Here is a 20,951-nt window from a genome sequence, read left to right on the forward strand (position 1 = left end):
CCCGGCCGGCCGCGCGTTCAGACCTTCCAGGACGGGTTCATCAGTGGAAGTCTGCCATGAAATCCGTCCTCATCGCCCTTGCCGCCTCGGCGCTGTCCATTCCCTTCGTCGCGGGGCCGGCGCAAGCCGCGCCGTCCTGGCCGACCGATCCGGCGGTCTATTTCCCCGGCCAGGCCTTCCCGCAACTCGAACAGGCGCAGTTCTACATCTACGGGCCGCACCGCTATTGCTGGTACTTCGACGGCTGGCGCGGCCCGGGCTGGTACTGGTGCGGCTACTGGCACAGGTACGGCTACGGCTGGGGCGGGCCGGAGGGCTGGCGCGGCTGGCGGCACGGCGGCCACTTCCACGGTGGCGGCGGTCATTTCCGCGGCGGCGGCCACTGGCATGGGGGCGGCCACTTCCACGGCGGCGGCGGCTTCCACGGCGGGGGCCACTTCCACGGAGGCCATGGCGGCGGCCACGGCGGTGGTCATGGCGGCGAGCATGGCGGCGGCCACCACCACTAGGCGCCGGGACAGCCGTCCGGACATCAGGGGGCCTTGGGTTCCCTGCCGTCGTCTGTTAGAGCCTCGCCCATGACTTCGGTCCGGAAGAGCTCGCGAATTACCCGCCCGGCGTGACGCCGGACGAGACCGTCTGCGCGCGCGCCGGGTTCGTCCCGCAGCTCAACAGCCCCTCCGGACCACGCTGGAAAGTTCCATGGCCGACGACGCCACGCCTGAAGACGTAAAACCTGGCCGCGACTATCGCGAGACTGTCTTCCTCCCCGAAACGCCGTTCCCCATGCGCGCGGGCCTGCCGCAGAAGGAGCCGCAGATCCTGCAAGGCTGGGCGGCGGGCGACCTCTACCACGCCATGCGCAAGGCCCGGCAGCATGGCGGCGCGCCGCTCTATGTGCTGCACGACGGCCCGCCCTATGCGAACGGGGCGATCCACATCGGCCATGCGCTGCAGAAGACCCTGAAGGACTTCGTGGTCCGCTCGCGGTTCCTGCTGGGCTACGACGTCGACTATGTGCCCGGCTGGGACTGCCACGGCCTGCCGATCGAGTGGAAGATCGAGGAGGAGCTGCGCGCCTCCGGCCGGCGCAAGGACGAGGTCTCCAAGGCCGAGTTCCGCACCCGCTGCCGCGAGTACGCCGCCAAGTGGATCGGCGTGCAGATGGAAGGCTTCAAGCGCCTGGGGGTGATCGGCGACTGGGAGCACCGCTACGCCACCATGGACTATGGAAGCGAAGCCGCCATCGTGGCCGAGTTCCATAAGTTCGTGATGAGCGACCAGCTCTACCGCGGCTCCAAGCCGGTGATGTGGAGCCCGGTGGAGCGAACCGCCCTGGCCGACGCCGAGGTCGAGTACCACGACCACACCAGTCCCACGGTGTGGGTGAAGTTCCCGGTGGTGGAAGGCTCCAGCGCCGCGGGCGCCGCCAGCGTGGTGATCTGGACGACCACGCCCTGGACCATCCCCGCCAACCGGGCGGTGAGCTACAACCCCGACATCGCCTATGCCGTCTACCAGGTGGACGCCATGGAGACCGGGCTGGAGTTCGAGCCCTGGGCCAAGGCCGGCGACCGGCTGATCCTCGCCGAGAAGCTCAGCAGCGAAGTGATGGCCGCGGCCAAGGTCGCCAAGTTCCACAAGGTGGAGGCCGTCGACTGCCGGGGCATGGTGCTGGCCCACCCCTTGGCGGGCCTGGACGCCGGCTACGGCTTCCAGGTGCCGATGCTGGCCGGCGACCATGTGACCGACGACGCCGGCACCGGCTTCGTCCACACCGCGCCCGGCCACGGCGCCGACGACTATGCCGTCTGGCTGGCGCACGGCCATCGCGAGATCCCCGAGACCGTCGACCCCGACGGCGCCTATTACCCCGGCGTGCCGCTGTTCGCCGGGCTGAAGGTGCTGGACACCGAGGGCAAGAAAGCCGGCAAGTTCGGCCCGGCGAACCCGGCGGTGATGGACAAGCTGATCGAGGCCGGGGCGCTCTTGGCGCGGGGCCGGATCGAGCACTCCTATCCGCACAGCTGGCGCTCCAAGGCGCCGGTGATCTTCCGCAACACCCCGCAGTGGTTCATCCGAATGGACGAGCCGCTGGACGATAAGGCGCATAACGGCCGCTCGCTGCGCGAGACGGCGCTGGAGTCCATCGAGGCCACGGCCTTCTACCCGGCCGCCGGCAAGAACCGCATCCGCGCCATGGTCGAGAGCCGGCCGGACTGGCTGATCAGCCGCCAGCGCGCCTGGGGCGCGCCCTTGGCCATGTTCGTGGACAAGGAAACCGGCCAGCCGCTGCACGACGCCGCGGTCAATGCGCGGATCGTCGACGCCATTCGCGCCGAGGGCGCCGACGCCTGGTTCACCCGGCCCTCGTCGGACTTCCTGGGGAGCCACGACCCGGACCGCTACGAGAAGGTCGAGGACATCCTCGACGTCTGGTTCGATTCAGGCTCGACCCACGCCTTCACCCTGGAGCACCGCGCCCACACCCGCTGGCCGGCCGACCTCTACCTGGAAGGCTCCGACCAGCATCGCGGCTGGTTCCAGTCCTCGCTGCTGGAAAGCAGCGGCACGCGCGGGCGCGCGCCCTACGACGCCATCCTCACCCATGGCTTCACCATGGACGAGGCCGGCGAGAAGATGTCGAAGTCCAAGGGCAATGTGGTCGACCCCGAGCAGGTGATCCGCGAAAGCGGCGCCGAGATCATCCGGCTGTGGGCGGCGATGATCGACTATTCGGACGACAGCCGGATCGGCAAGACCGTGCTGCAGACCACCTCCGACGCCTATCGCAAGCTCCGGAACACGGTGCGCTACCTGTTGGGCGCACTCGCCGACTATTCGCCGGACGAGGCGGTCGAGCTCGCCGAGATGCCGCCGCTGGAACGCTACATCCTGCACCGGCTCTGGGAACTGGATGGGCAGGTCCGCGCCGCCTATGAGGGCTACCTCTTCCAGGACGTGATCCGCCCGGTGATGGATTTCTGCCAGGAGGATCTGTCGGCGCTGTTCTTCGACATCCGCCGCGATAGCCTCTACTGCGACCGGCCCGATGCGCTGCGCCGGCGCGCAGCGCGCACGGTGATGCAGGCCTGCTTCAGCCGCCTGACCGCGTGGCTCTCGCCGCTGATCCCCTTCACCATGGAAGAGGCCTGGACCACGCGTTATCCGGACGCCGGCTCCAACTGCCTGCGGACCATCCCGGAGACGCCGGCCGACTGGCGCAACGACGCCGAAGCCGCGCGCTGGACGAAGGCGAAGGCGGTGACCAGCGTGGTCACCGGCGCCCTGGAGGTCGAGCGGCGCGAGAAGCGGCTGGGCGCGGCGCTGGAGGCGGCCCCGGTGGTGTACGTCGCCGAGCCGGAACTGATGGCCGCCTTCGAAGGCCTGGACGCCGCCGAGGTGTTCCGCACCAGCCAGGCGAGCCTGGTCGCGGGCGATGGCCCAGCGGGCGCGTTTCGCCTGGCCGAGGTCGCCGGCGTCGCCGTCGAGCCGGTGCGCGCCGAGGGCCGCAAGTGCGCGCGGTCCTGGCGCATCCTGCCGGAGGTGGGATCCGACCCGCGCTATCCCGACCTGTCGCTGCGCGACGCCGACGCTGTCGCCCAATGGGACGCGACGCACAACAAGGCTGATGCATGAGCAAGCTTGGCCGCCTGGCCCTCGCCCTGGCCGTCCTGGTGGTCATCGCCGACCAGGCGGTGAAGTACTGGATCCTGCAGGTCCTGCGCCTGCAGGAGGGCCAGTCGATCCCGGTGTTCGGCCCGATCTGCCTGACCGGCGTCTGGAACCCGGGCGTCAGCTTCGGCTTCCTGCAGGCCCGCCAGGGCGCGGTGCGCTGGCTGCTGGTGGTCTTCTCCTTCGCGGTGGCCGCCATGCTGGTGGGCTGGGTGCGCCGCTCGCAGCGGCCGCTGTTCGCCACGGCGATCGGGCTGGTGATCGGCGGCGCGGTGGGCAACGCCATCGACCGCATCCGCCTGGGCCAGGTGGCCGACTTCATCGACGCCTCGGCGCTGTACTTCCCGTGGATCTTCAACGTCGCCGATTCGGCGATCACCATCGGCATCTGCCTGCTGCTGCTGGACATGCTGCGCCAGGACGGCAAGGCCGGGTCGGCGGGCGGGAACACCCCCGGGGACGGCGCGGCGGGGGATGCGGCCTGATGCAGCGTTGGCGCGCCGCCCGCTTTGCGCTATCCACTCTTCTTTCCGGCCGGGGGCGGCCCTGGAGTCCTAGGTAATATGAGCGTCAACCGAGTGTTCGTTGCCGCCGCGCTGATGGCGGCGGCTGGTCTGGCGGGATGCACCTCGACCCGGAATGCGCTGGGCATGGCCAAGGTGACCCCGGACGAGTTCCGCGTGGTGACCAAGGCCCCCCTGGTGGTGCCGCCCGACTTCGCGCTGCGCCCGCCCGCGCCCGGCAAGCCGCGCCCGCAGGAGCTGCAGCCGGAAAGCGCCGCGCGCACCGCCCTGCTGGGCCAGCAGGAAGGCGAGACCCGTTCCGAAGGCGAGAAGCTGCTGGTCGCCAAGGCCGGCGGCGAGAAGGCCGATCCCCTGATCCGCTATGTGATCGACGACGAGTTCGGCGACGTGGCGCACAAGGAGAAGAGCTTCGCCGACAAGGTGATGTTCTGGCGCGGCGACAAGTCCGCCACCGCCATGCCGAAGCCGGTGGGCGACGACGCGAGCCCCATCGACCCCGCCGCCGAGTCCGAGCGGATCAGCAAGCTGACCGGCGGCAAGACGGTGATCATCGCCCGCGAAGGCGACAAGAAGCTGAAGCTGCCGGGGCTGTAGGCGAAGCCCCCTCCCCTAGTGGGGAGGGAAAGATCGCGAAGCGATCAGGGTGGGGAAGTCCAGATCATCCCCAACCTCAGCACTTCGGCCCACGCTTCCCCACCCTGGCGCTGCGCGCCCGTCCCTCCCCATCAGGGGAGGGTGTTCCGCCACTGGAACACCGCTTCCACGCCGACGCCGAACACCCGGGCGATGCGGAAGGCCGCCTCGAGCGACGGCGAATATTTGCCGGCCTCGATGGCCGCGATGGTCTGGCGCGTCATGCCGATGGCCTGGGCCAGTTCGGACTGGGTCATCTCGCCATGCTCGAAGCGCAGGCGGCGGATCTGGTTGGCGATCGGCAGGCCGCTCTTCTGAAAACCTGGCCCCACGCCCTAGACCCCGCGCCGGAACATGACGATCTGGGCGCCGGCCACCGCAAGCGTGGTCAGCACCAGGCTGAGCAGGGCGAAGTTGGCGATGTCGATGGCGCTGTGCCCCAGGTGGACCGGGATGAACAGCGACAGCACCAGACCGGTCAAGACGTAGTAGCCCAGGCTGTGGGCGCGGCCCTGGATCAGCAGCTCGCGCTCGTCGCGCGGCGCGCGGGCGTCGGCCGGCGAGGTGATCGCCGCCAGGATATGCAGCGCCGCCTGCAGCACCACCAGGGCCACCCCGCAGACCACCAGCAGCAGCATGCTGGAGAGCCCACGACCGGTGATATGGCCGGTGACGATCGCGCCGAAATAGGCCCCGAAGCAGAGCAGCACCGAGATCAGGGTGATCCAGGCGGACTTCTCGCGGAAGGACATGGCCGGCCTCTTACGTAAAGTTCATTCGACATGATGTATGATATCTTTTACATTATGTCAGAGTTTCTTGGCATGGCGTAGCAGCCCCGCGACGCGGCGACAACCGCTTCGCGGCGCGAGGACCCATGCCGCAACCCGGAGCCTTCGCGCCATGACCCGCCGTCTTCCCAGCCTCGCCCTCCCCACGATTCTTGGCCTCGCGGCGCTCTGCCTCGCCGCGCCGGCCCTGGCGCAGCATCCGGCGCCGCCGACGGACGCCAGCCACGCCAACCTGCAGGGCAACGACGAGCAGGCCTGGATCAACGATCCGCACATGCACGCCTGGTTCGAGACCACCCGCAAGGCCTTCGCCGGCGGGCCGGCCAGGGTCGACGTCGACGGCTACGAGCAGAAGTCGTTCGCGATCTTCCGCGATTTCGCGCCGGTCATGCACATGACGCCGGAGGGCATGGTCGACCACCTGAAGCTGATCCCGCGCCAGGTCGTGCAGATCGTGAAGGAGGACCCGCACGTGCTGGACAGCTACGACAACTTCGTCGCCGCCACCTTCGGGCCGCGTTAGTCCGCTTCCTGCCCCGGCGTCGTCACTGTGAAGCCCTTGGCGCGGAGCTGGTCCAGCACCCCGCCCTGGGCCAGCAGGGGCCGCAGGGGCACGACGGCGAGGGCGTGGCCGGGCTTCTTCAGCGCCTGGGCGATCTCGGCGGCCTCGTCGGCCTTGACCCTGGCGTCGAAGGCGGCCGCGCCGGGCACCACGGCGAAGCAGCGCTCCAGCGTCCGCTCATTGCCGAGCGCGCCGCGCACGTCGCCGCCCGCCCAGGCCCTGGCCGCGGCCAGGGTGACCGCCGGCCCGGCCTCGGCCTGGGCCAGCACCTCGTCGAAGCAGGTTCGCGCGGCCGCCGGCGGGGTTCGGATCATCTCGCCCATCAGCGGGCCGATGGAATAGGCTTTCTGGGCGACCGGCACCCGGGCGCGCTGGGCCAGGAGCTTCACCAGCTTGGCGGGGTCGGTGGTGGTCAGGGCGTTGCGGTCGCGATAGTCGGTGGCCAGCAGGATGCCCGCCGCCAGGGCGTTCCTGGTGTCGTAGCGCCTGGCCGGCTGGCCCAGCTTCTCCCGCGCCGCGACGAACCGCGCCCGGGTCTGCGGATCCAGCGTCGCCTCGAACGGCCCGCCGCCCTTCAGGCGCATGTAGTTGAACGCCGCGCCCAGCGAGCCGGCGAAGGTCACATGCACGTCCTGATAGGGCAGGATCACCTGGCTGGCGCCGGCCAGGCGGCGGTCGAAGACCGTGCGGTCCCAGGCCATCTTCTTGGGCGCGAGCGACGGCGAGCCCAGCACATAGACGGTCGAGGTCCCATTGGAGACCGTCCACCAGGCCGGCCCCGGCAGCCTGGCGGTGACCACCAGCTCCTCGACGATCACCGAGTCCGGATCGTTGGGATCGGGCCGCGCGGGGGTCAGCGGGACCTGGGCCCAGGCCGGGGCTGCGACGGCAAGCGCCAGGGCGGCGATCGAGAGACGGCGGGGTCGCATGGGCGGGTTCGGAATCGTCCTATAGTGTGCGGCCGTTGAAAGCCCTGACATGCCGATCCGTCGCCTGCCGCCCGAAACCGTCAACCGCATCGCCGCCGGCGAGGTGGTGGAACGCCCGGCCAGCGCGGTCAAGGAGCTGGTGGAGAACGCGCTCGACGCCGGGGCCGCGCGGGTCGAGGTCCAGGCGGACGGCGGCGGCCTGACCCGCATCCTGGTGGCCGACGATGGCCAAGGTTTGACCGCCGCCGAGCTGCCGCTGGCCATCGAGCGGCACGCGACCTCGAAGCTCGCCCCCGACGACGCCGGCGACTACGACCTGCTGCATATCGCGACCCTGGGCTTCCGCGGCGAGGCCCTGCCCTCGATCGGCTCGGTGGCGCGGTTGTCGATCTCCAGCCGGGCGCGCGGCGAGGCCGACGCCCACGCGATCCTGGTGGAGGCCGGCGCGGTGGGGCCGGTGACGCCGGCGCCCTTCCCCGATCCGCACGGGGCGCGGGTGGAGGTGCGCGACCTGTTCTACGCCACGCCTGCGCGGCTGAAGTTCATGAAGTCGGAGCGGGCCGAGGCCATGGCCATCGCCGAGGAGATCAAGCGCCAGGCCATGGCGCACGAGGCGGTGAGCTTCGCCCTCGACCTGGACGGCCGCCGCACGCTGCGCCTGCCGGCCGAGGCGGCGGGCGACGAGGGCCGGCTGGCGCGCCTGGCGCAGGTCATGGGCCACGAGTTCTCGGACAATGCGCTGCTGATCGACCACGAGCGCGAGGGCGTGCGCCTGACCGGCTACGCTGGCCTGCCGACCTACAACCGCGGCAACGCCGGCCACCAGTATCTGTTCGTCAACGGCCGGCCGGTGCGCGACCGGCTGCTGCAGGGCGCGCTACGGGCCGCCTACGCCGACTTCCTGGCCCGCGACCGCCATCCGCTGGCGGCGCTCTACGTCGAGCTCGACACGGCCTATGTGGACGTCAACGTCCATCCGGCGAAGGCCGAGGTGCGCTTCCGCGACCCGGGCCTGGTGCGCGGGCTGATCGTCGGCGGCCTGCGCCATGCGCTGGCGAGCGCCGGGCACCGGGCGTCCACCACCGTGGCCAGCGCCGCCCTGGGCGGCTTCCGTCCGGGTAGCGGATGGACCCCGCCGCCACGGGCCACGGGCTATTCCGCCTGGGCCCAAGGCGGCTGGTCGCCCCAAGGCAATATGACCCCGCAGGGTGCGGCGCTGGCCGCCGCCGTGCAGGCGATCCCCGGCCTGTCCGAGGTTTCGGCCCGGGCCGAGCTTCAGCCCGAGTTCGGCGTCGCCGAGGAGGCCGGACCCGCCCCGGCGTTCGACCCCGTGGACCATCCGCTGGGCGCGGCGCGGGCCCAGGTGCACGAGACCTACATCGTCGCCCAGACCCGCGACGGGGTGGTGATCGTCGACCAGCACGCGGCCCACGAGCGGCTGGTCTATGAGCGTATGAAGGTGGAGATGGCCGACGGCGGGGTGGCCCGCCAGGCGCTGTTGCTGCCCGAGGTGGTGGAGCTGGATCCGGCGGAAGCCGAGCGGGTCGCGGCCAAGGCCGAGGAGCTGGCGGCGCTGGGGCTGGTGGTCGAGCCGTTCGGACCCGGGGCGATCCTGGTGCGCGAAGTCCCGGCCCTGCTGGGCGAGACCGACGCGGCCGGCCTGGTGCGCGACATCGCCGACGACCTGGCGGAGAACGGCGCGGCCCTGGCGCTGAAGGAGCGGCTGGAGGATGTCTGCTCGACCATGGCCTGCCATGGCTCGGTGCGGGCCGGGCGCAGGCTGACGGCGCCGGAGATGAACGCCCTTTTGCGCCAGATGGAGGCCACGCCGCACTCCGGCCAGTGCAACCACGGCCGGCCGACCTACGTCGAACTCAAGCTGGCCGACATCGAGCGGCTGTTCGGGCGCAGATGAGCGAAACGGCGCCCGAGGCGGCCCCCGGCAGGGCTGAGGATCCGGCCCTGGACCCCGCCAGGACGCTCGGCCTGCGCCCGGCGAACCCGGCGCCCATGCCCTGCAAGGTCTGCGGCGGCGCCTCGCCGCTGTTCGGGGTGGTGGACTTCGCCAAGAGCTGCGAGGAGATCCGCGGCAAGTTCCTGCCGCTGACCGGGGCGGCCGTCTACTACCGGCGCTGCGAGGTCTGCGGCCTGGTGTTCAGCGACAGCTTCGACGACTGGAGCGACGCCGACTTCGAGGCGCGCATCTACAACGAGACCTATGTCGAGGTGGACCCGGACTATGTGGAGATCCGGCCCAACAACTGCGCGACCCTGGTGGCCAACACCTTCGGCGCCGCGGCGGGCGAACTGGACGTGCTGGACTACGGCGGCGGCAGCGGGATCTTCGCGGCCCGGCTGCGCGAGCAGGGCTTCCGCAGCGCCACGACCTATGACGCCTTCGCGCCGGCCTTCCGCGAACGGCCGCAGCGCCGCTTCAACCTGGTCACCTGTTTCGAGACCCTCGAGCACATGGCCGACCCGGTGCGCGGCGCGGCCGATATCGTGGACCTGCTGGCCGAGGACGGCCTGGTGCTGTTCTCCACCCTCGTCCAACCCGCCAATTTCGAAGCCGTGGGCCTCAAGTGGCCCTATGTGGGGCCGCGCAACGGCCACATCACCCTGCACACCCGCCAGTCGCTGGCCCGCCTGTTCGCCCGCTTCGGCCTCGCCATGGCGTCCTTCGACGACAACATCCACATGGCCTATCGCACCCTCCCGGCCTTCGCCCGCCACCTGATGCCCTGAAAGAAAACCGAAATCGCCGGCGCTTTGCGCTCCGTTAGCCCTGGCGGACCTAGGCTTGCCGCCAACCGGTAGGGGCACATGACGCCGATGAAGATCCTGCTGATCGCCGCCGCGCTGGCCGCCGCCGCACTTGGCGCCGGCTCGGCATGGCCGGCCTTCGCCCAGCTTGAGGTCATGCCTGCGGATATCCCGTCGCTGCAGGCGGTCGAGAAGCGGATCGCCGCCGGCGCGGACCCGGTCGAGGACGCCGCCGCCGCGGCGAAGGCCGGCGAGTTCGGCCTCTTGCTATCGGGCGTCTTCCCTAGCGAGGGGCATACGCTGGGCGTGGTCTGCATGACGCCCTACCTCAAGGCGCCGAAGACCTTGGCGCGGCTGATCACCAGCGACTTCATCGGCCCGCCGCTCACGCCCCTGACCATGACGGTGGGGAGCTACGACGGCTATGCCACCCGCTACAACCGGGCCCTGGTCGATCGGCCCGAGTTCCCCTACGCCGACCTGTGCGCGCCGGAGACCAAGCCCGCGCGGGCCCCACCGCGCGACATCGCGGGCCTGGCGGCGCTGAAGGAGGCCGCTCGCATCCCGGCGCGGCCGGTGTCGACCCTGCAGGAGGCGGCGCGGCGCGGGACGCTGATGGACGTGCGCCGGCTGATCGCCGCGGAGCCAGTCGACGCGTTGGACGATCTGAAGATGACGGCCCTGGACTGGGCGGTGGCCCGCAACCGGCCGCAGATCGTCAAGGCCCTGCTGGCCGCCGGCGCCAACCCGGCCCGCCAACAGCGCCAGGATGCGGAGTTCGGGATCACGCCGCTGCTGCTGGCCATCGCCTTCGGCCACGACGACATTCTGGACCAGTTGCTGGAGGCCAGGGGCGGGCCGCCGCCGGTCTGGCCGGAGACCTATGTGGAGGCCGCCCTGCGCAGCGACGATGCGGCGATGATCCGCCGGATCTTCAGCCAGAACCACCAGCGCCCGCGGCAGGGCTTCTACCCCAACCTGGCGCCCGACCTCGCCGCCTTCGCCGCGATCATAGAGGTGATGGGGCCCATGGCGGCCAACGACCTCTTGCTGGAAGGGGCGCGGGAGGGGCGTCTGGACCTGATGCGCCAGGCGCTGAACGGCCACGCCGATCCCAACACCCACGATCCTTCATCCCACGCCACGCCGCTGGGCCTGGCGTTGCAGGGCTACAAGCCGGGGAACGAAGCGGCGATCGAACTGCTGATCGCCAGCAAGGCCGACGTGAACATGCCCGCCATGCGCGGGCGCTTCGGCGTGACGCCGGTGTGGATGGCCCTGAACCGGTATCGCATCCTACGGGACCTCAAGCGCCCGAGCCCAGCGCAGGCCCTGGAGGCGGTGCTGGCGGCCCAACCCGACGTCCAGACTCCCGATGTGCCCGGCCTTCCTCCGATCTGGAGCATCCTGTTCTCGCCCAGGCTCGATCCCGCCGAGATCGACGGCGCGCCGTCCGCCGAGGTGCTGGGCATGCTGGTCAAGGCCGGGCTCGATCTCAACGCGCCGCACGACGGCAAGCGAGCGCTCGACGTCGTGGAATCCCGGGCCGGCGCGGGCTCGCCGCTGGCGATCACCCTGCGCAAGCTCGGCGCGGTCCACGCCGCCGAACGGCCGCCGGCCTAGCCGCGGCCATCTCTTCGGTGGGGCCTTCGCCCGCCACCTGACGCCGGCTGGAGCGCGGCCCTCGCAACGAACCTATTTGCGGCCGGCCGAGGGCTCGGTGTAGGTGGCGACGAGGTAGTCCGTGATCGCCTTGGCGGCGTCCTCGGGAACGGCCGCGCCGTAGTTGTTGCGCATCTTGGCCACCTCGTTCCGCCAGAAGGCGGCGGGCATGTGCGGCGGCTGAGTGCTCATATAGTCAGCCGAATGGCAGGTCAGGCAGTAGCGCCGGGCAAGGTCGACGCCTGGCCCCTCGATGAGCCGGGAGGTCTCCGGCGGCGGGTTGTAGGCGGGGGGCGGCTTGGCGCTGGCTTCGCGCGCGGCGCCTTGGAGAGGCGCGGCCAGGACCAGGCCGGCGAGCAGGAGGAGCGCGGGCCGCCTCATGCCACGGTCACCCGCACCGGATCGGCGACGTTGCGCATATAGGCGCTGGGGTTCCAGCTGGCGGTGAGCGGCTGGATCTCGCCGGCCCTGCTTTTCGCCCGGGCGATCAGGACGTGTTCGCCGGGGCGCAGCGGGACCTGCGCCGACCATTCGCGGAAGGAATATTTGCCGTGGTCCTGGCCGAGCCTGGCGGGCTTCCAGGTCGCGCCGCCGTCGGTCGACAGCTCCACCGCCTGGATGCCGGAGCCGCCGTCGAAGGCGATGCCGCGGACCAGGGTGCGCGGCGAGGCCCTGGCGGTCTGGCCGTCCGTCAGGTTGGTGATGAAACTGCGGACGTTGAGCTTGCCGATCGGCCGGGTGGCCGTGGCCGGGCTTCCGGCGGGCGTGCAGGCGCAGTCGTTGTCCGGGATGCGGTAGGACTTCTGCATCCAGAAGCTCTGCGATTCCTGCTCCAGGACCGTGAGCTCGTTCACGTGCTTGACCCAGTAGGTGCCGTAGTAGCCGGGCACGATCAGCCGCAGCGGATAGCCGTTCAGCAGCGGCAACGGCGCGCCGTTCATCTCATAGGCCAGCATCACCTCGCCGTCGCGGGCATGGTCGATGCCGAGCCCCTTCACGAAATCCGGGATGGTGGTGATCTGCGGCCGGTCGGCGCCGTTGAATTCCACCGCGTGGGCGCTGGGTTTGGCGCCCGCCCGCTCCAGCAGCGCCTTCACCGACACGCCGCGCCACAGGGCGTTGCCCATCATGCCTTCGCCGAGCTGGCCGCCCGCGACGCGCGGCGCGGAGAAGCCGCGCCCGTTGCCGGAGCACTCGTTGACGGCGGCCAGCGTCACAGCGGGGAAGTCGCGCCGCAGGTCCGCCAGGCCAAGGTCCAGGGGACGCTCCACCGCCCCGCCCACCTTCACCCGGAAGGTCGCCGCGTCGAGCCCGCGCGGCGGCGTGCCGGCCAGGTGATAGCGCACGAAGAAGGCGTCGTTGGGCGTGAAGGCCCCGGTGTCGAAAACCGAATAGGGCGTCTCCAGCTGCGGCGGCCGCTCGGTCAGCAGCAGCATGGGGCGCTTTTCCGGATAGGTCGCCACCGGCCGCTCGCCGTTGCCGAAGGGCAGGGTCACGGTCTCCGCCCGCGCGGCGCCCGCCGCCAGCATCGCCGCCGCGCCGGTCAGCACGCCGCGTCGATCCGAGAAGCTCGTGGCCATGGCAGATCCTCCGATGACGGAGCGACAGTGGCGGACGGCTGGGCGAAACGCGAGATGCACCGCGCCTGCCTAACGGGGCGCCGAAGCCCGGCGGCGACGCTGCATCTCGCGGTAGACGGCTTCGGGGCTCAGAAGACGGCGCCTTCCCCGCCGAGCAGGGGAAGGCGCCAGGCCTTTCAGCCGCGCTCGCTCCGCGCATAGGCCGCCATGGCCGCGGCCATGTATTCGGCGAGGCCCGGCTGGCGACCGTCGTAGCGGGCGCGGAAGCGGGGGTCGTCGAGGTACATCTGGCCGAGGCCCGCGAAGGCCTCCAGCGGCGCCTGGCGGTTCCAGCCCTTGCTGACCCAGGCGTGCTGGCGGGCCATCAGCGCCTTCACGGCGTGCGCGTCGGCCGGCAGGCCGTCCGCCAGCGCCTTGGCCATGGCCGCCTCGATGGCCTTGGCCTCGGCCTGCATGGCGTCGAAGTCGGCCTGTTTCCAGCCGACCATGCCGGCCTTGGCGTGGTCGATGTGGCCCTGCATGTCCGGGCCGTGCCTGTCGACCAGCTCCCTCTCGTAGGCGTCCTGCTGCTTGGGGTCGAAGCCCCGGTACATCGCCGTCTCGTCCATCGTCGCTTCTCCTTCCAGGGACGCGAGGGTCTGGTCGATCGTGCGCATGAGCTCGCGGTAGCGCCGGGTCTGCGCCGCCAGCTTCGCGCGGTGGGCCTTCAGCGCGGCCACCTTGTCGAAGCCGGCCGCGTCCAGGGTCCGCGCGATCTCCTCAAGCGAGAAGCCGAGCTCGCGGTGGAACAGGACCTGCTGCAGGCGCAGCAGCTCCTCGCGGCCGTAGTAGCGGTAGCCGTTGGCGCCGACGCAGGCGGGCTTGAGCAGCCCGATCTCGTCGTAGTGGTGCAGGGCGCGGACGGAGACGCCCGACAGCTTCGCCACCTGTTTCACCGTGTAGCCGGCCACGATCGATCGTCCTTCATCCCATCTTTGATTCAAATCTCGATTCAGCGATCGGATGTCCCACCCGATCCCATCGAGATTTGCGATGGACGGACCTATCAGGGCTCACGGCGCGTGAGGGTCAAGCGTGGGATTCAGGCGGCCTGATAGCGCAGGAAATGCACCCCCGCCGCGCCATAGTCGCGGACGTCGAGGGCCTCGAAGCCGGGGACGGCGAAGGCCGGTTCGGAGACGCCGCGTTCGAAGACCACCAGCGCGCCGGGCGCCAGCCAGCCGCCGGCGGCGAGCTTGGCCAGGGCGATCTCACCCAGGCCCCTGGCGTAGGGCGGGTCCAGGAAGGCGAGCTCGAAGGCCGGCCCATCAGCGCCGGGCCGCGCGCCGAGGTCGGTCGCGTCCCGGCGGTGGACGCGGGTGACGCCGAACAGGCCGCCGGAGGGATCGAGGCCCGCGACGTTCTCGCGGATCGCGCCGCGCGCCGCCTCGTCGGTCTCCACGAACAGGCAGAAAGCCGCGCCGCGCGACAGGGCCTCGAAGCCCAGCGCGCCGGAGCCGGCGAACAGGTCGATCACGCGGACGCCCCGCAGGCCGTTCGACCAGGCGGCGTGCTCCAGGATGTTGAACACCGCCTGGCGCGCGCGGTCGGACGTAGGCCGGGTGGACGACCCTTCGGGCGCGGCGATGGCGCGGCCGCGGAAACTGCCGGAGACGATACGCATGGCGCCCGCTCTTAAGCCCAGCGCTGCGGCGGGGCGAGCGCCTTCAGCCCCTCCAGCGCGACGCGCAGTTGCTCCATGAAGGCCGCGCGGTCGCCGCCCCAATGGACCGGATCGCCCACCAGCACGGTGCAGTTCAGCGGCACCGGCACATGGGTCCCCTTGGGCAGCACCCGGCCCGCGCCCTGCAGCCAGACCGGGGTCACCGGCGCATCGGGGAAGGCGGACGCCAGCCGGGCCACGCCGCTCTTCAGCTTCGAAAGGTCCTCGCCGTCGCCGCGGGTGCCTTCCGGGAAGATCAGCACGATGTCGCCGGCCGCCAGGGCCTCGCGGGCCGGGGCCAGCACGTCCTCGCCGGACCCGGCGCGGTCGCGGGCCACCGGCACGATGGCCAGGATGTTGCGCGAGAACCAGCTCATCGCCCGGCCCTTCAGGAAGTAGTCGGCGGCGGCGGCCGGGCGCACCCGGTCCAGCGCCCTGGACGGATAGATGGTCAGCAAAAGGACGGTGTCGACGTGGCTGGAATGGTTGGCCACCAGGATCGCCGGGCCCGTGAGCGGCAGCTTCTCGCGGCCCACGATGTCGGCGCCGGTGAACACCCGGGCGATCGGCCGGGCGATGCAGACGATGACCGCGCGTCTCAGCCAGCGCATCAGAAGTCCTTGAAGCAGAAGAACATCAGGATGTGGAAATAGAGCGGCGCGGTGAAGATCAGGCTGTCGGCGCGGTCCAGCAGGCCGCCGTGGCCGGGGATCAGCGCGCTGGAATCCTTCACCCCGATGTCGCGCTTGACCGCGCTCATGGTCACGTCGCCGGCGAAGCCCGCCACCGGCAGGGCCGCCGCCATGATCGCCAGGCCCAGGCCCGAAAGCGGGGTGAAGACGGGACCTAAGAACCAGATCAGCGCCGCCGTGGTCGCCCAGCCGCCGAGGAAGCCTTCCCAGGTCTTGTTGGGGCTGACCTTGGGGATGATCTTGCGCCGGCCCAACAGCTTGCCCCAGACGTACTGCATGACGTCGTTGGCCTCGGTCGCCACCAGCAGGAAGAAGACCATCCCGGAGGGGCCCGCCGGCAGGTGGTCGCTGGCGGGCGTGCGCATCAGGAAGGCGGCGAAACCCAGGTTGTAGACGCAGGTGACCAGGCCCCAGTGGAAGGTCGCGGCGGTGGCCAGGAAGGCCCGCGTCTGGCCGATCCAGGTCATCACGAAGGGCAGGAACATGAAGACGTAGACCGGGATGAACACCAGGTAGACGCCGTAGCGGTCGATGGCGATGAAGGCGTAGCTGACCGGGATGCACAGGTAGGCGAGCAGCACGATCAGCCGGTCTTCGGGGCGGATGTGGGCCAGCGACAGGAACTCGCGCAGCCCGATGAACGAGATGACCACGAAGAGGATGACGACGGCGACCCAGCCCATGAGCAGGGCGGCGGCCAGCAGCGCGATCATCACCCACCACGACGTGATCCGCTGGCGCAGGTTGGTGAAGTCGCCGCCGGGCTTCAGCACCGGCAACAGGGCGGCGATCGCCACCGCCAGGGTGAGCGCGCCCAGGACGCCGCCCAGGCCCCAGAGCAGGGCTCGCGGCTGGGCGGCGAAGAAACCCGCGATCATATCCATGGAAACCCCGGCTGGGAGACGCCGCCCCGGCTGGGACCATGACAACCCTGGATCAAGGGTCAAGGCGTCTCGCTTGACCCGAGAAGCGCCGCCGCCTCAAGCTTTGCCCCCCAGGCTCGCGAAGAGCCGGCCGGACGACCCGATGACCATCCGCGAGCTCGCCAAGGCCACCGCCGTCCACGTGAGCTTCGCCTTCCTGGCCATGGGCGGCTGGACGCTGTGGGCCAACGCCGGCCACGGCCTGGCCGCCGCCTGGATTCCGGCGCTGGTCCAGGGGGCGATCTCGGGGACCATCACCCTGGTGCTGAAGCGGGCGCTGGAGGCCATGGCCGCGCGGCTCGGCGGACCGGCCGCCTATGTTGTCCCGCCGCTGGCGACGGCGAGCGTGATCGCGGCGCTGCTGGTGGGCGTCCATACCCTGATCGGCACGCCGGAGATCGCCCGCACCATCGCCGTGCCATGGAGCGTGTCGTCCCTCTACGCCATCATCTACACGAGCGTGCTGGTGCGTGGACGGATCGGAGCGAAGTCATGAGCGAGCCCACCGTCGAGAACCGCCGCCCGATCAAGAGCCGCGGCAGCGGCTGGGCCCAGGGTTCGGCGCGGCTGCTGGCCCGGGCCGGCGCCAGCCCCAACCTGATCTCCGCCGCCAGCGTCGCCTTCGCCGTGCTGGGCGGCGCGCTGATGGCGCTGGCCGGGATGAGCGGGCCGATCCCGCACGGCGTCGAGTTGGTCGCGGCGGCGGCCTGCATCCAGGGGCGGCTGATCTGCAACCTGCTGGACGGCATGGTGGCCGTCGAGTTCAAGCGCGGCTCGACCTCGGGCGCGATCTGGAACGAGCTGCCGGACCGGGTCTCCGACGCCCTGTTCCTGGCCGGCGCGGGCGCCTGCGCCTTCGGCTCGGCCTATCCGCTGGCCGGCATGAGCCTGGGCTGGCTGGCCGCGGTGCTGGCGGTGACCACGGCCTATGTGCGCGAACTGGGCCGGGGCCTGGGCTTTGCCGCCGACTTCTCCGGGCCGATGGCCAAGCCGCAGCGGATGGCGGCGCTGACCGCGACCTGCCTGATCGCCGCCGCCGAGCCGCTGTGGAGGGGCCATGGCGAGGTGATGCTGCTGGGCCTGGTCGTGATCGCGCTGGGGACCGCGCTGACGGTGGCCCGGCGCACCCGCAACCTCGCCCGGGCGCTGGCCGAGCGGGCGCGGAGCGCGAACTGACCGCGATCACTCATATCTGGTCGTCATGGCCGGGCTATTTGGCGTTGCCTTAGCGGCGCTTGGCGCCGGGCTTGCCGCCGGAGCGGCGCTTCGGGGCGGCGGCCTTGGCGATCACCGGCTTCCTCTTCGGCTTGGCCCAGCCGGCCTTGTATTCCTTCTTCTTCGCCGGCTCGCCCGACGCGGCGGCTGACGCATTCGCGCGATGCGGCTTGGCCTTGGCGGCGTGGGGCTTGCCGCCGCGCGCCGGCCGGCGGTCGAGCTCCACGGCGCCGCGCCGGGGGCCGGCGGCGGCCTTGGACGGGGCCTTCCAGGCCGGCCGGTCGCCGGTCGGCAGGTTCTGCGGCGCGATGTGCTGGGCGAGCTGTTCGCGGATCACGCGGGGGCCGACCTCCTCGACCTCGCCGGGGCCCAGGGTCGCGAGCGCGAAGGGGCCGTAGGACAGGCGGATCAGCCGGTTGACCTTCAGGCCCAGCGCCTCCAGCACGCGCCGAACCTCGCGGTTCTTGCCCTCGGCCAGGACGACGGTGATCCACAGGTTGGAGCCCTGCGGCCCCTCCTTGGCCTTATCCAGGGTGGCCTCGATCGACCCGTAGCGGACGCCCTCGACGGTGATGCCGGCCTTCAGGGTGTCGAGCCTGGCCTGGGTGACGCGGCCGTGGGCGCGGGCGCGGTAGCGGCGCACCACGCCGGTCTGCGGCATCTCCAGCGCGCGCGCCAGGCCGCCGTCGTTGGTGAGCAGCAGCAGGCCCTCGGAGTTGATGTCCAGGCGGCCCACCGAGATCAGCCTGGGCAGGCCGCCGGGCAGACGATCGAAGAGGGTCGGGCGGCCTTGCGGGTCCTTGTGGCTGGTCAAGAGGCCGACGGGCTTGTGGTAGCGGAACAGGCGCGCGGGTTCGGCCTCGGTCACCACCTCGCCGTCGACGGTGAGGATGTCGCCGGGCTCGACCTTGATGGCCGGCGTGGTCAGCACCTGGCCGTTCAGCGCCACGCGGCCGGCCTCGATCAGCCGCTCCACCTCGCGGCGAGAAGCGACGCCGGCGCGGGCCAGCATCTTGGCGACCCGGCCTCCGCCTTCCCCGGGGACGCCCGCTTCCTGGGGCGTGCGGGCTTGACCGGAGGGGCGGCCGCCGGTTCGGTGCGGATCGTGGATCATGACCATCGCACCATGCGCATCGCGCTCGACGCCGCGCAAGCCGCCGCCAAGGCCGGCGAGACCCCGGTGGGCGCGGTGGTCGTCGACCCGGCCTCGGGCGAGGTGATCGCGGTGGGCGCCAACCAGCCGATCGGGTCGCACGACCCCACCGCCCACGCCGAGATCGTGGCGATCCGCGCGGCGGCGCAGAAGCTCGGCAACTATCGGCTGAGCGACCTCACCCTGGTGGTGACCCTGGAGCCCTGCGCCATGTGCGCCGGCGCGATCAGCCACGCGCGGATCGGGCGGCTGGTGTTCGGGGCTGAGGACGAAAAGGGCGGCGCGGTGGTCAACGGCCCGCGATTCTTCGACCAACCGACATGCCATTGGCGACCAACGGTCGAAGGCGGCGTGCTGGGCGAGGAGAGTTCGGCTATGCTGAAGGCCTTCTTCCGCGCCCGGCGCATGTGACGGAGGCTTGGCGATGATCCTGGCGGCTCTGGCGGCGGCGACCGCGCTCACCACGGCCAAGGCGGAGGTGGCGAAGCTGACCTGGATGGCCGGCGTCTGGACCGGGCAGTCGGGCGGGACGACCGTGCAGCTGACCTGGCTGCCGCCGCTCGACGGGGCCATGGCCGCGGTCAACCAGGCGGCGGTTCCCGGCAAGGCCGTGCGGGTGGAGTTCATCACCATCACCGCCGACGACGAAGGCGTGGCCTTCACCCCGGTGATGGCTGCCGCGAAGTTGGGCGTCTATCGCAAACAGCCGGGACCGGATGGCGAGGCGGTGTTCGAGAACCCGCAGAACGCCTTCCCGCGGCGGGTGATCTATCGCCGTTGCGGCGCGGATCTCTGCACCCGGCTGGAGGGCGAAATGAACGGCAAGCCCACCGCGAGCGAGATCCACTACATCCGCCTGACGCCCTAATCCGCGAAGACAGGAGCCGGAAGCGCGAACGACATGGATAGGGCCGACCGGGGGTTAGTCTGGATCGGCGTTCGCGGGCCCTCCTCCCCTTGTGGGAGGAGACCATCCCTGCGGTGCAAGTCGGAGGGGGTCTCTCAGTCTCTCAGCTTCGAACGAAGCTTCGCCTCGCGCGGATAGGTAAGCGCGACCCCACCTCCGTCAGCCATCCGGCTGACACCTCCTCCCACAAGGGGAGGGGGACCGCGGCGCCGCTTCGCCGGAGAGGTAGACAAGCCGGCGCTCCCGGTTCGAAGATGCCGGCCATAAAACCCAAACACATTTGGAGGAACGGTCATGGCGGGTCTGCTCGACGGCAAGGTGGCGATCATCACGGGCGCCGGCGGCGGCCTGGGCGAGGCCTACGCCAAGCTGTTCGCCAAGGAAGGCGCCAGGGTGGTGGTGAACGACCTGGGCGGGTCGCGCGACGGCTCCGGGACCGGGACCAGCGCGGCCTCCGAAAAGGTGGTGGCGGAGATCAAGGCGGCCGGCGGCCAGGCGGTGGCCAACGGCGACGACGTCTCCACCGTCGCCGGCGGCGAGAACATCCTGAAGAGCGCGCTGGACAGCTTCGGCCGGGTCGACATCCTGGTCTGCAACGCCGGCATCCTGCGCGACAAGACCTTCGCCAACACCTCGGAGGAGGACTGGGACAAGGTGATCAAGGTGCATCTGAAGGGCACCTACTGCACCGCGCTTCCCGTCTGGAAATGGATGAAAGAGAACGGGGGCGGCTCGATGGTGCTGACCTCGTCCACCTCCGGCCTCTACGGCAATTTCGGCCAGACCAACTATGGGGCGGCCAAGGCGGGCATCTATGGGATGGTGCGGGTGATGTCGATCGAGGGGCGCAAGTACAACATCCGGGTCATGGGCCTGGCGCCCGGCGCCTATACCCGCATGACCTCGGACCTGCCCGGCCGCCAGGGCCGCGAGCCCGATCCCATGAGCCTGCCGGAGAACGTGGCGCCGGGCGTGCTGTTCATGGTCTCGGACCTGGCCGCCGACCACTCGGGCAAGATCCTGGGCGTGTCGTCGCGCGGGGTGCGCGAGATCAAGATGCTGCAGACCGGCGGCTTCAACCCCGGCAAGCCCTACACCGCGCAGGACGTGGCCGAGCACGCGGGCGAGGTGTTCTTCCAGAACAGCGAGGAGCGGACGGCGACGAGCGCCTAGTCTGGGCCTCACTCAAGGGCCCTCCTCCCCTTGTGGGAGGAGGTGTCAGCCGGATGGCTGACGGAGG

The 20,951-nt window shown here is 70.9% G+C and carries 23 protein-coding genes; 13 read left to right on the forward strand and 10 right to left on the reverse strand.

Going from position 1 to position 20,951, the window contains the following annotated elements:
- The first annotated feature begins 56 nt into the window (after positions 1 to 56).
- The 4 genes from VGL85_RS12945 (at position 57) to VGL85_RS12960 (ending at position 4,793) form a co-directional block, all read left to right on the forward strand.
- Positions 57 to 509, forward strand: coding sequence for a hypothetical protein (locus tag VGL85_RS12945; RefSeq protein WP_331589360.1), 453 nt, complete (start codon positions 57 to 59; stop codon positions 507 to 509).
- A 193-nt stretch (positions 510 to 702) separates the two neighbouring features.
- Positions 703 to 3,639 carry an isoleucine--tRNA ligase gene (ileS, locus tag VGL85_RS12950; protein WP_331589361.1) on the forward strand — a complete coding sequence of 979 codons (2,937 nt, stop codon included), beginning with the start codon at positions 703 to 705 and terminating at the stop codon, positions 3,637 to 3,639.
- A complete protein-coding gene (lspA, locus tag VGL85_RS12955) occupies positions 3,636 to 4,160 on the forward strand; it encodes a signal peptidase II (protein WP_331589362.1) in 525 nt (174 codons plus the stop codon). Before ileS ends, lspA begins: the two co-directional genes overlap by 4 nt.
- 78 nt (positions 4,161 to 4,238) lie before the next feature.
- Positions 4,239 to 4,793: a DUF3035 domain-containing protein gene (locus VGL85_RS12960; RefSeq protein WP_331589363.1), complete on the forward strand. Its 555-nt coding sequence runs from the start codon at positions 4,239 to 4,241 to the stop codon at positions 4,791 to 4,793.
- Positions 4,794 to 4,924: 131 nt separating this feature from the next.
- Here the strand turns inward: VGL85_RS12960 and VGL85_RS12965 are convergent, their stop codons facing one another.
- Positions 4,925 to 5,164: a helix-turn-helix transcriptional regulator gene (locus VGL85_RS12965; RefSeq protein WP_414695251.1), complete on the reverse strand. Its 240-nt coding sequence runs from the start codon at positions 5,162 to 5,164 to the stop codon at positions 4,925 to 4,927.
- A 3-nt stretch (positions 5,165 to 5,167) separates the two neighbouring features.
- Positions 5,168 to 5,584 carry a hypothetical protein gene (locus VGL85_RS12970; RefSeq protein ID WP_331589364.1) on the reverse strand — a complete coding sequence of 139 codons (417 nt, stop codon included), beginning with the start codon at positions 5,582 to 5,584 and terminating at the stop codon, positions 5,168 to 5,170.
- A gap of 151 nt (positions 5,585 to 5,735) precedes the next feature.
- Between VGL85_RS12970 and VGL85_RS12975 the strand changes: the two genes are divergently transcribed.
- A complete protein-coding gene (locus VGL85_RS12975; protein ID WP_331589365.1) occupies positions 5,736 to 6,146 on the forward strand; it encodes a hypothetical protein in 411 nt (136 codons plus the stop codon).
- Here VGL85_RS12975 and VGL85_RS12980 read toward each other — a convergent pair.
- Positions 6,143 to 7,114 carry a TraB/GumN family protein gene (locus VGL85_RS12980; RefSeq protein ID WP_331589366.1) on the reverse strand — a complete coding sequence of 324 codons (972 nt, stop codon included), beginning with the start codon at positions 7,112 to 7,114 and terminating at the stop codon, positions 6,143 to 6,145. The genes VGL85_RS12975 and VGL85_RS12980 overlap by 4 nt on opposite strands.
- A 49-nt stretch (positions 7,115 to 7,163) precedes the next feature.
- Here VGL85_RS12980 and mutL point away from each other — a divergent pair, with 49 nt between their 5' ends.
- The 3 genes from mutL to VGL85_RS12995 all read left to right on the forward strand — a co-directional run bounded on the left by mutL (position 7,164) and on the right by VGL85_RS12995 (position 11,500).
- Positions 7,164 to 9,029, forward strand: a complete 1,866-nt coding sequence (gene mutL / locus VGL85_RS12985; RefSeq protein ID WP_331589367.1) for a DNA mismatch repair endonuclease MutL — start codon at positions 7,164 to 7,166, stop codon at positions 9,027 to 9,029.
- Positions 9,026 to 9,859 (forward strand): class I SAM-dependent methyltransferase, encoded by an 834-nt coding sequence (locus VGL85_RS12990; protein WP_331589368.1) that lies wholly within the window; start codon positions 9,026 to 9,028, stop codon positions 9,857 to 9,859. The genes mutL and VGL85_RS12990 overlap by 4 nt, the downstream gene beginning before the upstream one ends.
- 78 nt (positions 9,860 to 9,937) lie before the next feature.
- Entirely contained in the window at positions 9,938 to 11,500 is a 1,563-nt protein-coding gene (locus tag VGL85_RS12995; protein ID WP_331589369.1) for an ankyrin repeat domain-containing protein, read from the forward strand.
- Between the two features lie 72 nt (positions 11,501 to 11,572).
- Here VGL85_RS12995 and VGL85_RS13000 read toward each other — a convergent pair whose 3' ends face one another.
- From VGL85_RS13000 to VGL85_RS13025, 6 genes are all read right to left on the reverse strand, one after another.
- Entirely contained in the window at positions 11,573 to 11,920 is a 348-nt protein-coding gene (locus VGL85_RS13000) for a cytochrome c (RefSeq protein ID WP_331589370.1), read from the reverse strand.
- Positions 11,917 to 13,119 (reverse strand): molybdopterin-dependent oxidoreductase, encoded by a 1,203-nt coding sequence (locus VGL85_RS13005; RefSeq protein ID WP_331589371.1) that lies wholly within the window; start codon positions 13,117 to 13,119, stop codon positions 11,917 to 11,919. The genes VGL85_RS13000 and VGL85_RS13005 overlap by 4 nt, the downstream gene beginning before the upstream one ends.
- 176 nt (positions 13,120 to 13,295) lie before the next feature.
- A complete protein-coding gene (locus VGL85_RS13010; RefSeq protein WP_331589372.1) occupies positions 13,296 to 14,069 on the reverse strand; it encodes a MerR family transcriptional regulator in 774 nt (257 codons plus the stop codon).
- A 131-nt stretch (positions 14,070 to 14,200) separates the two neighbouring features.
- Entirely contained in the window at positions 14,201 to 14,782 is a 582-nt protein-coding gene (gene rsmD, locus VGL85_RS13015) for a 16S rRNA (guanine(966)-N(2))-methyltransferase RsmD (RefSeq protein ID WP_331589373.1), read from the reverse strand.
- An 11-nt stretch (positions 14,783 to 14,793) separates the two neighbouring features.
- A complete protein-coding gene (locus VGL85_RS13020) occupies positions 14,794 to 15,432 on the reverse strand; it encodes a lysophospholipid acyltransferase family protein (protein WP_331589374.1) in 639 nt (212 codons plus the stop codon).
- A complete protein-coding gene (locus VGL85_RS13025) occupies positions 15,432 to 16,397 on the reverse strand; it encodes a phosphatidate cytidylyltransferase (protein WP_331589375.1) in 966 nt (321 codons plus the stop codon). Before VGL85_RS13025 ends, VGL85_RS13020 begins: the two co-directional genes overlap by 1 nt.
- 142 nt (positions 16,398 to 16,539) lie before the next feature.
- On the opposite strand from VGL85_RS13025, the gene VGL85_RS13030 reads away from it, so the two are divergent.
- Complete coding sequence (locus VGL85_RS13030) at positions 16,540 to 16,932, forward strand: hypothetical protein (RefSeq protein ID WP_331589376.1); 393 nt, start codon at positions 16,540 to 16,542, stop codon at positions 16,930 to 16,932.
- A complete protein-coding gene (locus VGL85_RS13035; protein ID WP_331589377.1) occupies positions 16,929 to 17,612 on the forward strand; it encodes a CDP-alcohol phosphatidyltransferase family protein in 684 nt (227 codons plus the stop codon). The genes VGL85_RS13030 and VGL85_RS13035 overlap by 4 nt, the downstream gene beginning before the upstream one ends.
- Positions 17,613 to 17,661: 49 nt before the next feature.
- Here the strand turns inward: VGL85_RS13035 and VGL85_RS13040 are convergent, their stop codons facing one another.
- On the reverse strand, positions 17,662 to 18,663 hold the full coding sequence (locus VGL85_RS13040) for a pseudouridine synthase (RefSeq protein WP_331589378.1): 1,002 nt from the start codon (positions 18,661 to 18,663) through the stop codon (positions 17,662 to 17,664).
- 84 nt (positions 18,664 to 18,747) lie between these two features.
- Here VGL85_RS13040 and tadA point away from each other — a divergent pair, with 84 nt between their 5' ends.
- The 3 genes from tadA to VGL85_RS13055 all read left to right on the forward strand — a co-directional run bounded on the left by tadA (position 18,748) and on the right by VGL85_RS13055 (position 20,884).
- On the forward strand, positions 18,748 to 19,215 hold the full coding sequence (gene tadA / locus VGL85_RS13045; RefSeq protein WP_414695252.1) for a tRNA adenosine(34) deaminase TadA: 468 nt from the start codon (positions 18,748 to 18,750) through the stop codon (positions 19,213 to 19,215).
- Positions 19,216 to 19,228: 13 nt separating this feature from the next.
- The gene (locus VGL85_RS13050; protein WP_331589379.1) at positions 19,229 to 19,672 is read left to right on the forward strand and encodes a DUF6265 family protein; all 444 of its coding nucleotides are present in this window, start codon (positions 19,229 to 19,231) and stop codon (positions 19,670 to 19,672) included.
- Between the two features lie 333 nt (positions 19,673 to 20,005).
- Positions 20,006 to 20,884 carry an SDR family NAD(P)-dependent oxidoreductase gene (locus VGL85_RS13055; protein WP_331589380.1) on the forward strand — a complete coding sequence of 293 codons (879 nt, stop codon included), beginning with the start codon at positions 20,006 to 20,008 and terminating at the stop codon, positions 20,882 to 20,884.
- Positions 20,885 to 20,951: the final 67 nt, after the last annotated feature.

This window comes from Phenylobacterium sp. (assembly GCF_036501465.1).
Lineage (GTDB): Bacteria > Pseudomonadota > Alphaproteobacteria > Caulobacterales > Caulobacteraceae > Phenylobacterium.

Bases quoted from the DNA above. Each gene is read 5' to 3' on its own strand.
- VGL85_RS13055 (WP_331589380.1), top strand. From the start codon at position 20,006: ATGGCGGGTCTGCTCGACGGCAAGGTGGCGATCATCACGGGCGCCGGC.
- rsmD (WP_331589373.1), bottom strand. From the start codon at position 14,782: ATGCGTATCGTCTCCGGCAGTTTCCGCGGCCGCGCCATCGCCGCGCCC.
- lspA (WP_331589362.1), top strand. From the start codon at position 3,636: ATGAGCAAGCTTGGCCGCCTGGCCCTCGCCCTGGCCGTCCTGGTGGTC.
- VGL85_RS13025 (WP_331589375.1), bottom strand. From the start codon at position 16,397: ATGGATATGATCGCGGGTTTCTTCGCCGCCCAGCCGCGAGCCCTGCTC.
- VGL85_RS13040 (WP_331589378.1), bottom strand. From the start codon at position 18,663: ATGCTGGCCCGCGCCGGCGTCGCTTCTCGCCGCGAGGTGGAGCGGCTG.
- VGL85_RS13030 (WP_331589376.1), top strand. From the start codon at position 16,540: ATGACCATCCGCGAGCTCGCCAAGGCCACCGCCGTCCACGTGAGCTTC.
- ileS (WP_331589361.1), top strand. From the start codon at position 703: ATGGCCGACGACGCCACGCCTGAAGACGTAAAACCTGGCCGCGACTAT.
- VGL85_RS13050 (WP_331589379.1), top strand. From the start codon at position 19,229: ATGATCCTGGCGGCTCTGGCGGCGGCGACCGCGCTCACCACGGCCAAG.
- mutL (WP_331589367.1), top strand. From the start codon at position 7,164: ATGCCGATCCGTCGCCTGCCGCCCGAAACCGTCAACCGCATCGCCGCC.
- VGL85_RS12960 (WP_331589363.1), top strand. From the start codon at position 4,239: ATGAGCGTCAACCGAGTGTTCGTTGCCGCCGCGCTGATGGCGGCGGCT.
- VGL85_RS12945 (WP_331589360.1), top strand. From the start codon at position 57: ATGAAATCCGTCCTCATCGCCCTTGCCGCCTCGGCGCTGTCCATTCCC.
- VGL85_RS13020 (WP_331589374.1), bottom strand. From the start codon at position 15,432: ATGCGCTGGCTGAGACGCGCGGTCATCGTCTGCATCGCCCGGCCGATC.
- VGL85_RS13000 (WP_331589370.1), bottom strand. From the start codon at position 11,920: ATGAGGCGGCCCGCGCTCCTCCTGCTCGCCGGCCTGGTCCTGGCCGCG.
- VGL85_RS13035 (WP_331589377.1), top strand. From the start codon at position 16,929: ATGAGCGAGCCCACCGTCGAGAACCGCCGCCCGATCAAGAGCCGCGGC.
- VGL85_RS12975 (WP_331589365.1), top strand. From the start codon at position 5,736: ATGACCCGCCGTCTTCCCAGCCTCGCCCTCCCCACGATTCTTGGCCTC.
- VGL85_RS12990 (WP_331589368.1), top strand. From the start codon at position 9,026: ATGAGCGAAACGGCGCCCGAGGCGGCCCCCGGCAGGGCTGAGGATCCG.
- VGL85_RS12995 (WP_331589369.1), top strand. From the start codon at position 9,938: ATGACGCCGATGAAGATCCTGCTGATCGCCGCCGCGCTGGCCGCCGCC.
- VGL85_RS13005 (WP_331589371.1), bottom strand. From the start codon at position 13,119: ATGGCCACGAGCTTCTCGGATCGACGCGGCGTGCTGACCGGCGCGGCG.
- VGL85_RS12980 (WP_331589366.1), bottom strand. From the start codon at position 7,114: ATGCGACCCCGCCGTCTCTCGATCGCCGCCCTGGCGCTTGCCGTCGCA.
- VGL85_RS12970 (WP_331589364.1), bottom strand. From the start codon at position 5,584: ATGTCCTTCCGCGAGAAGTCCGCCTGGATCACCCTGATCTCGGTGCTG.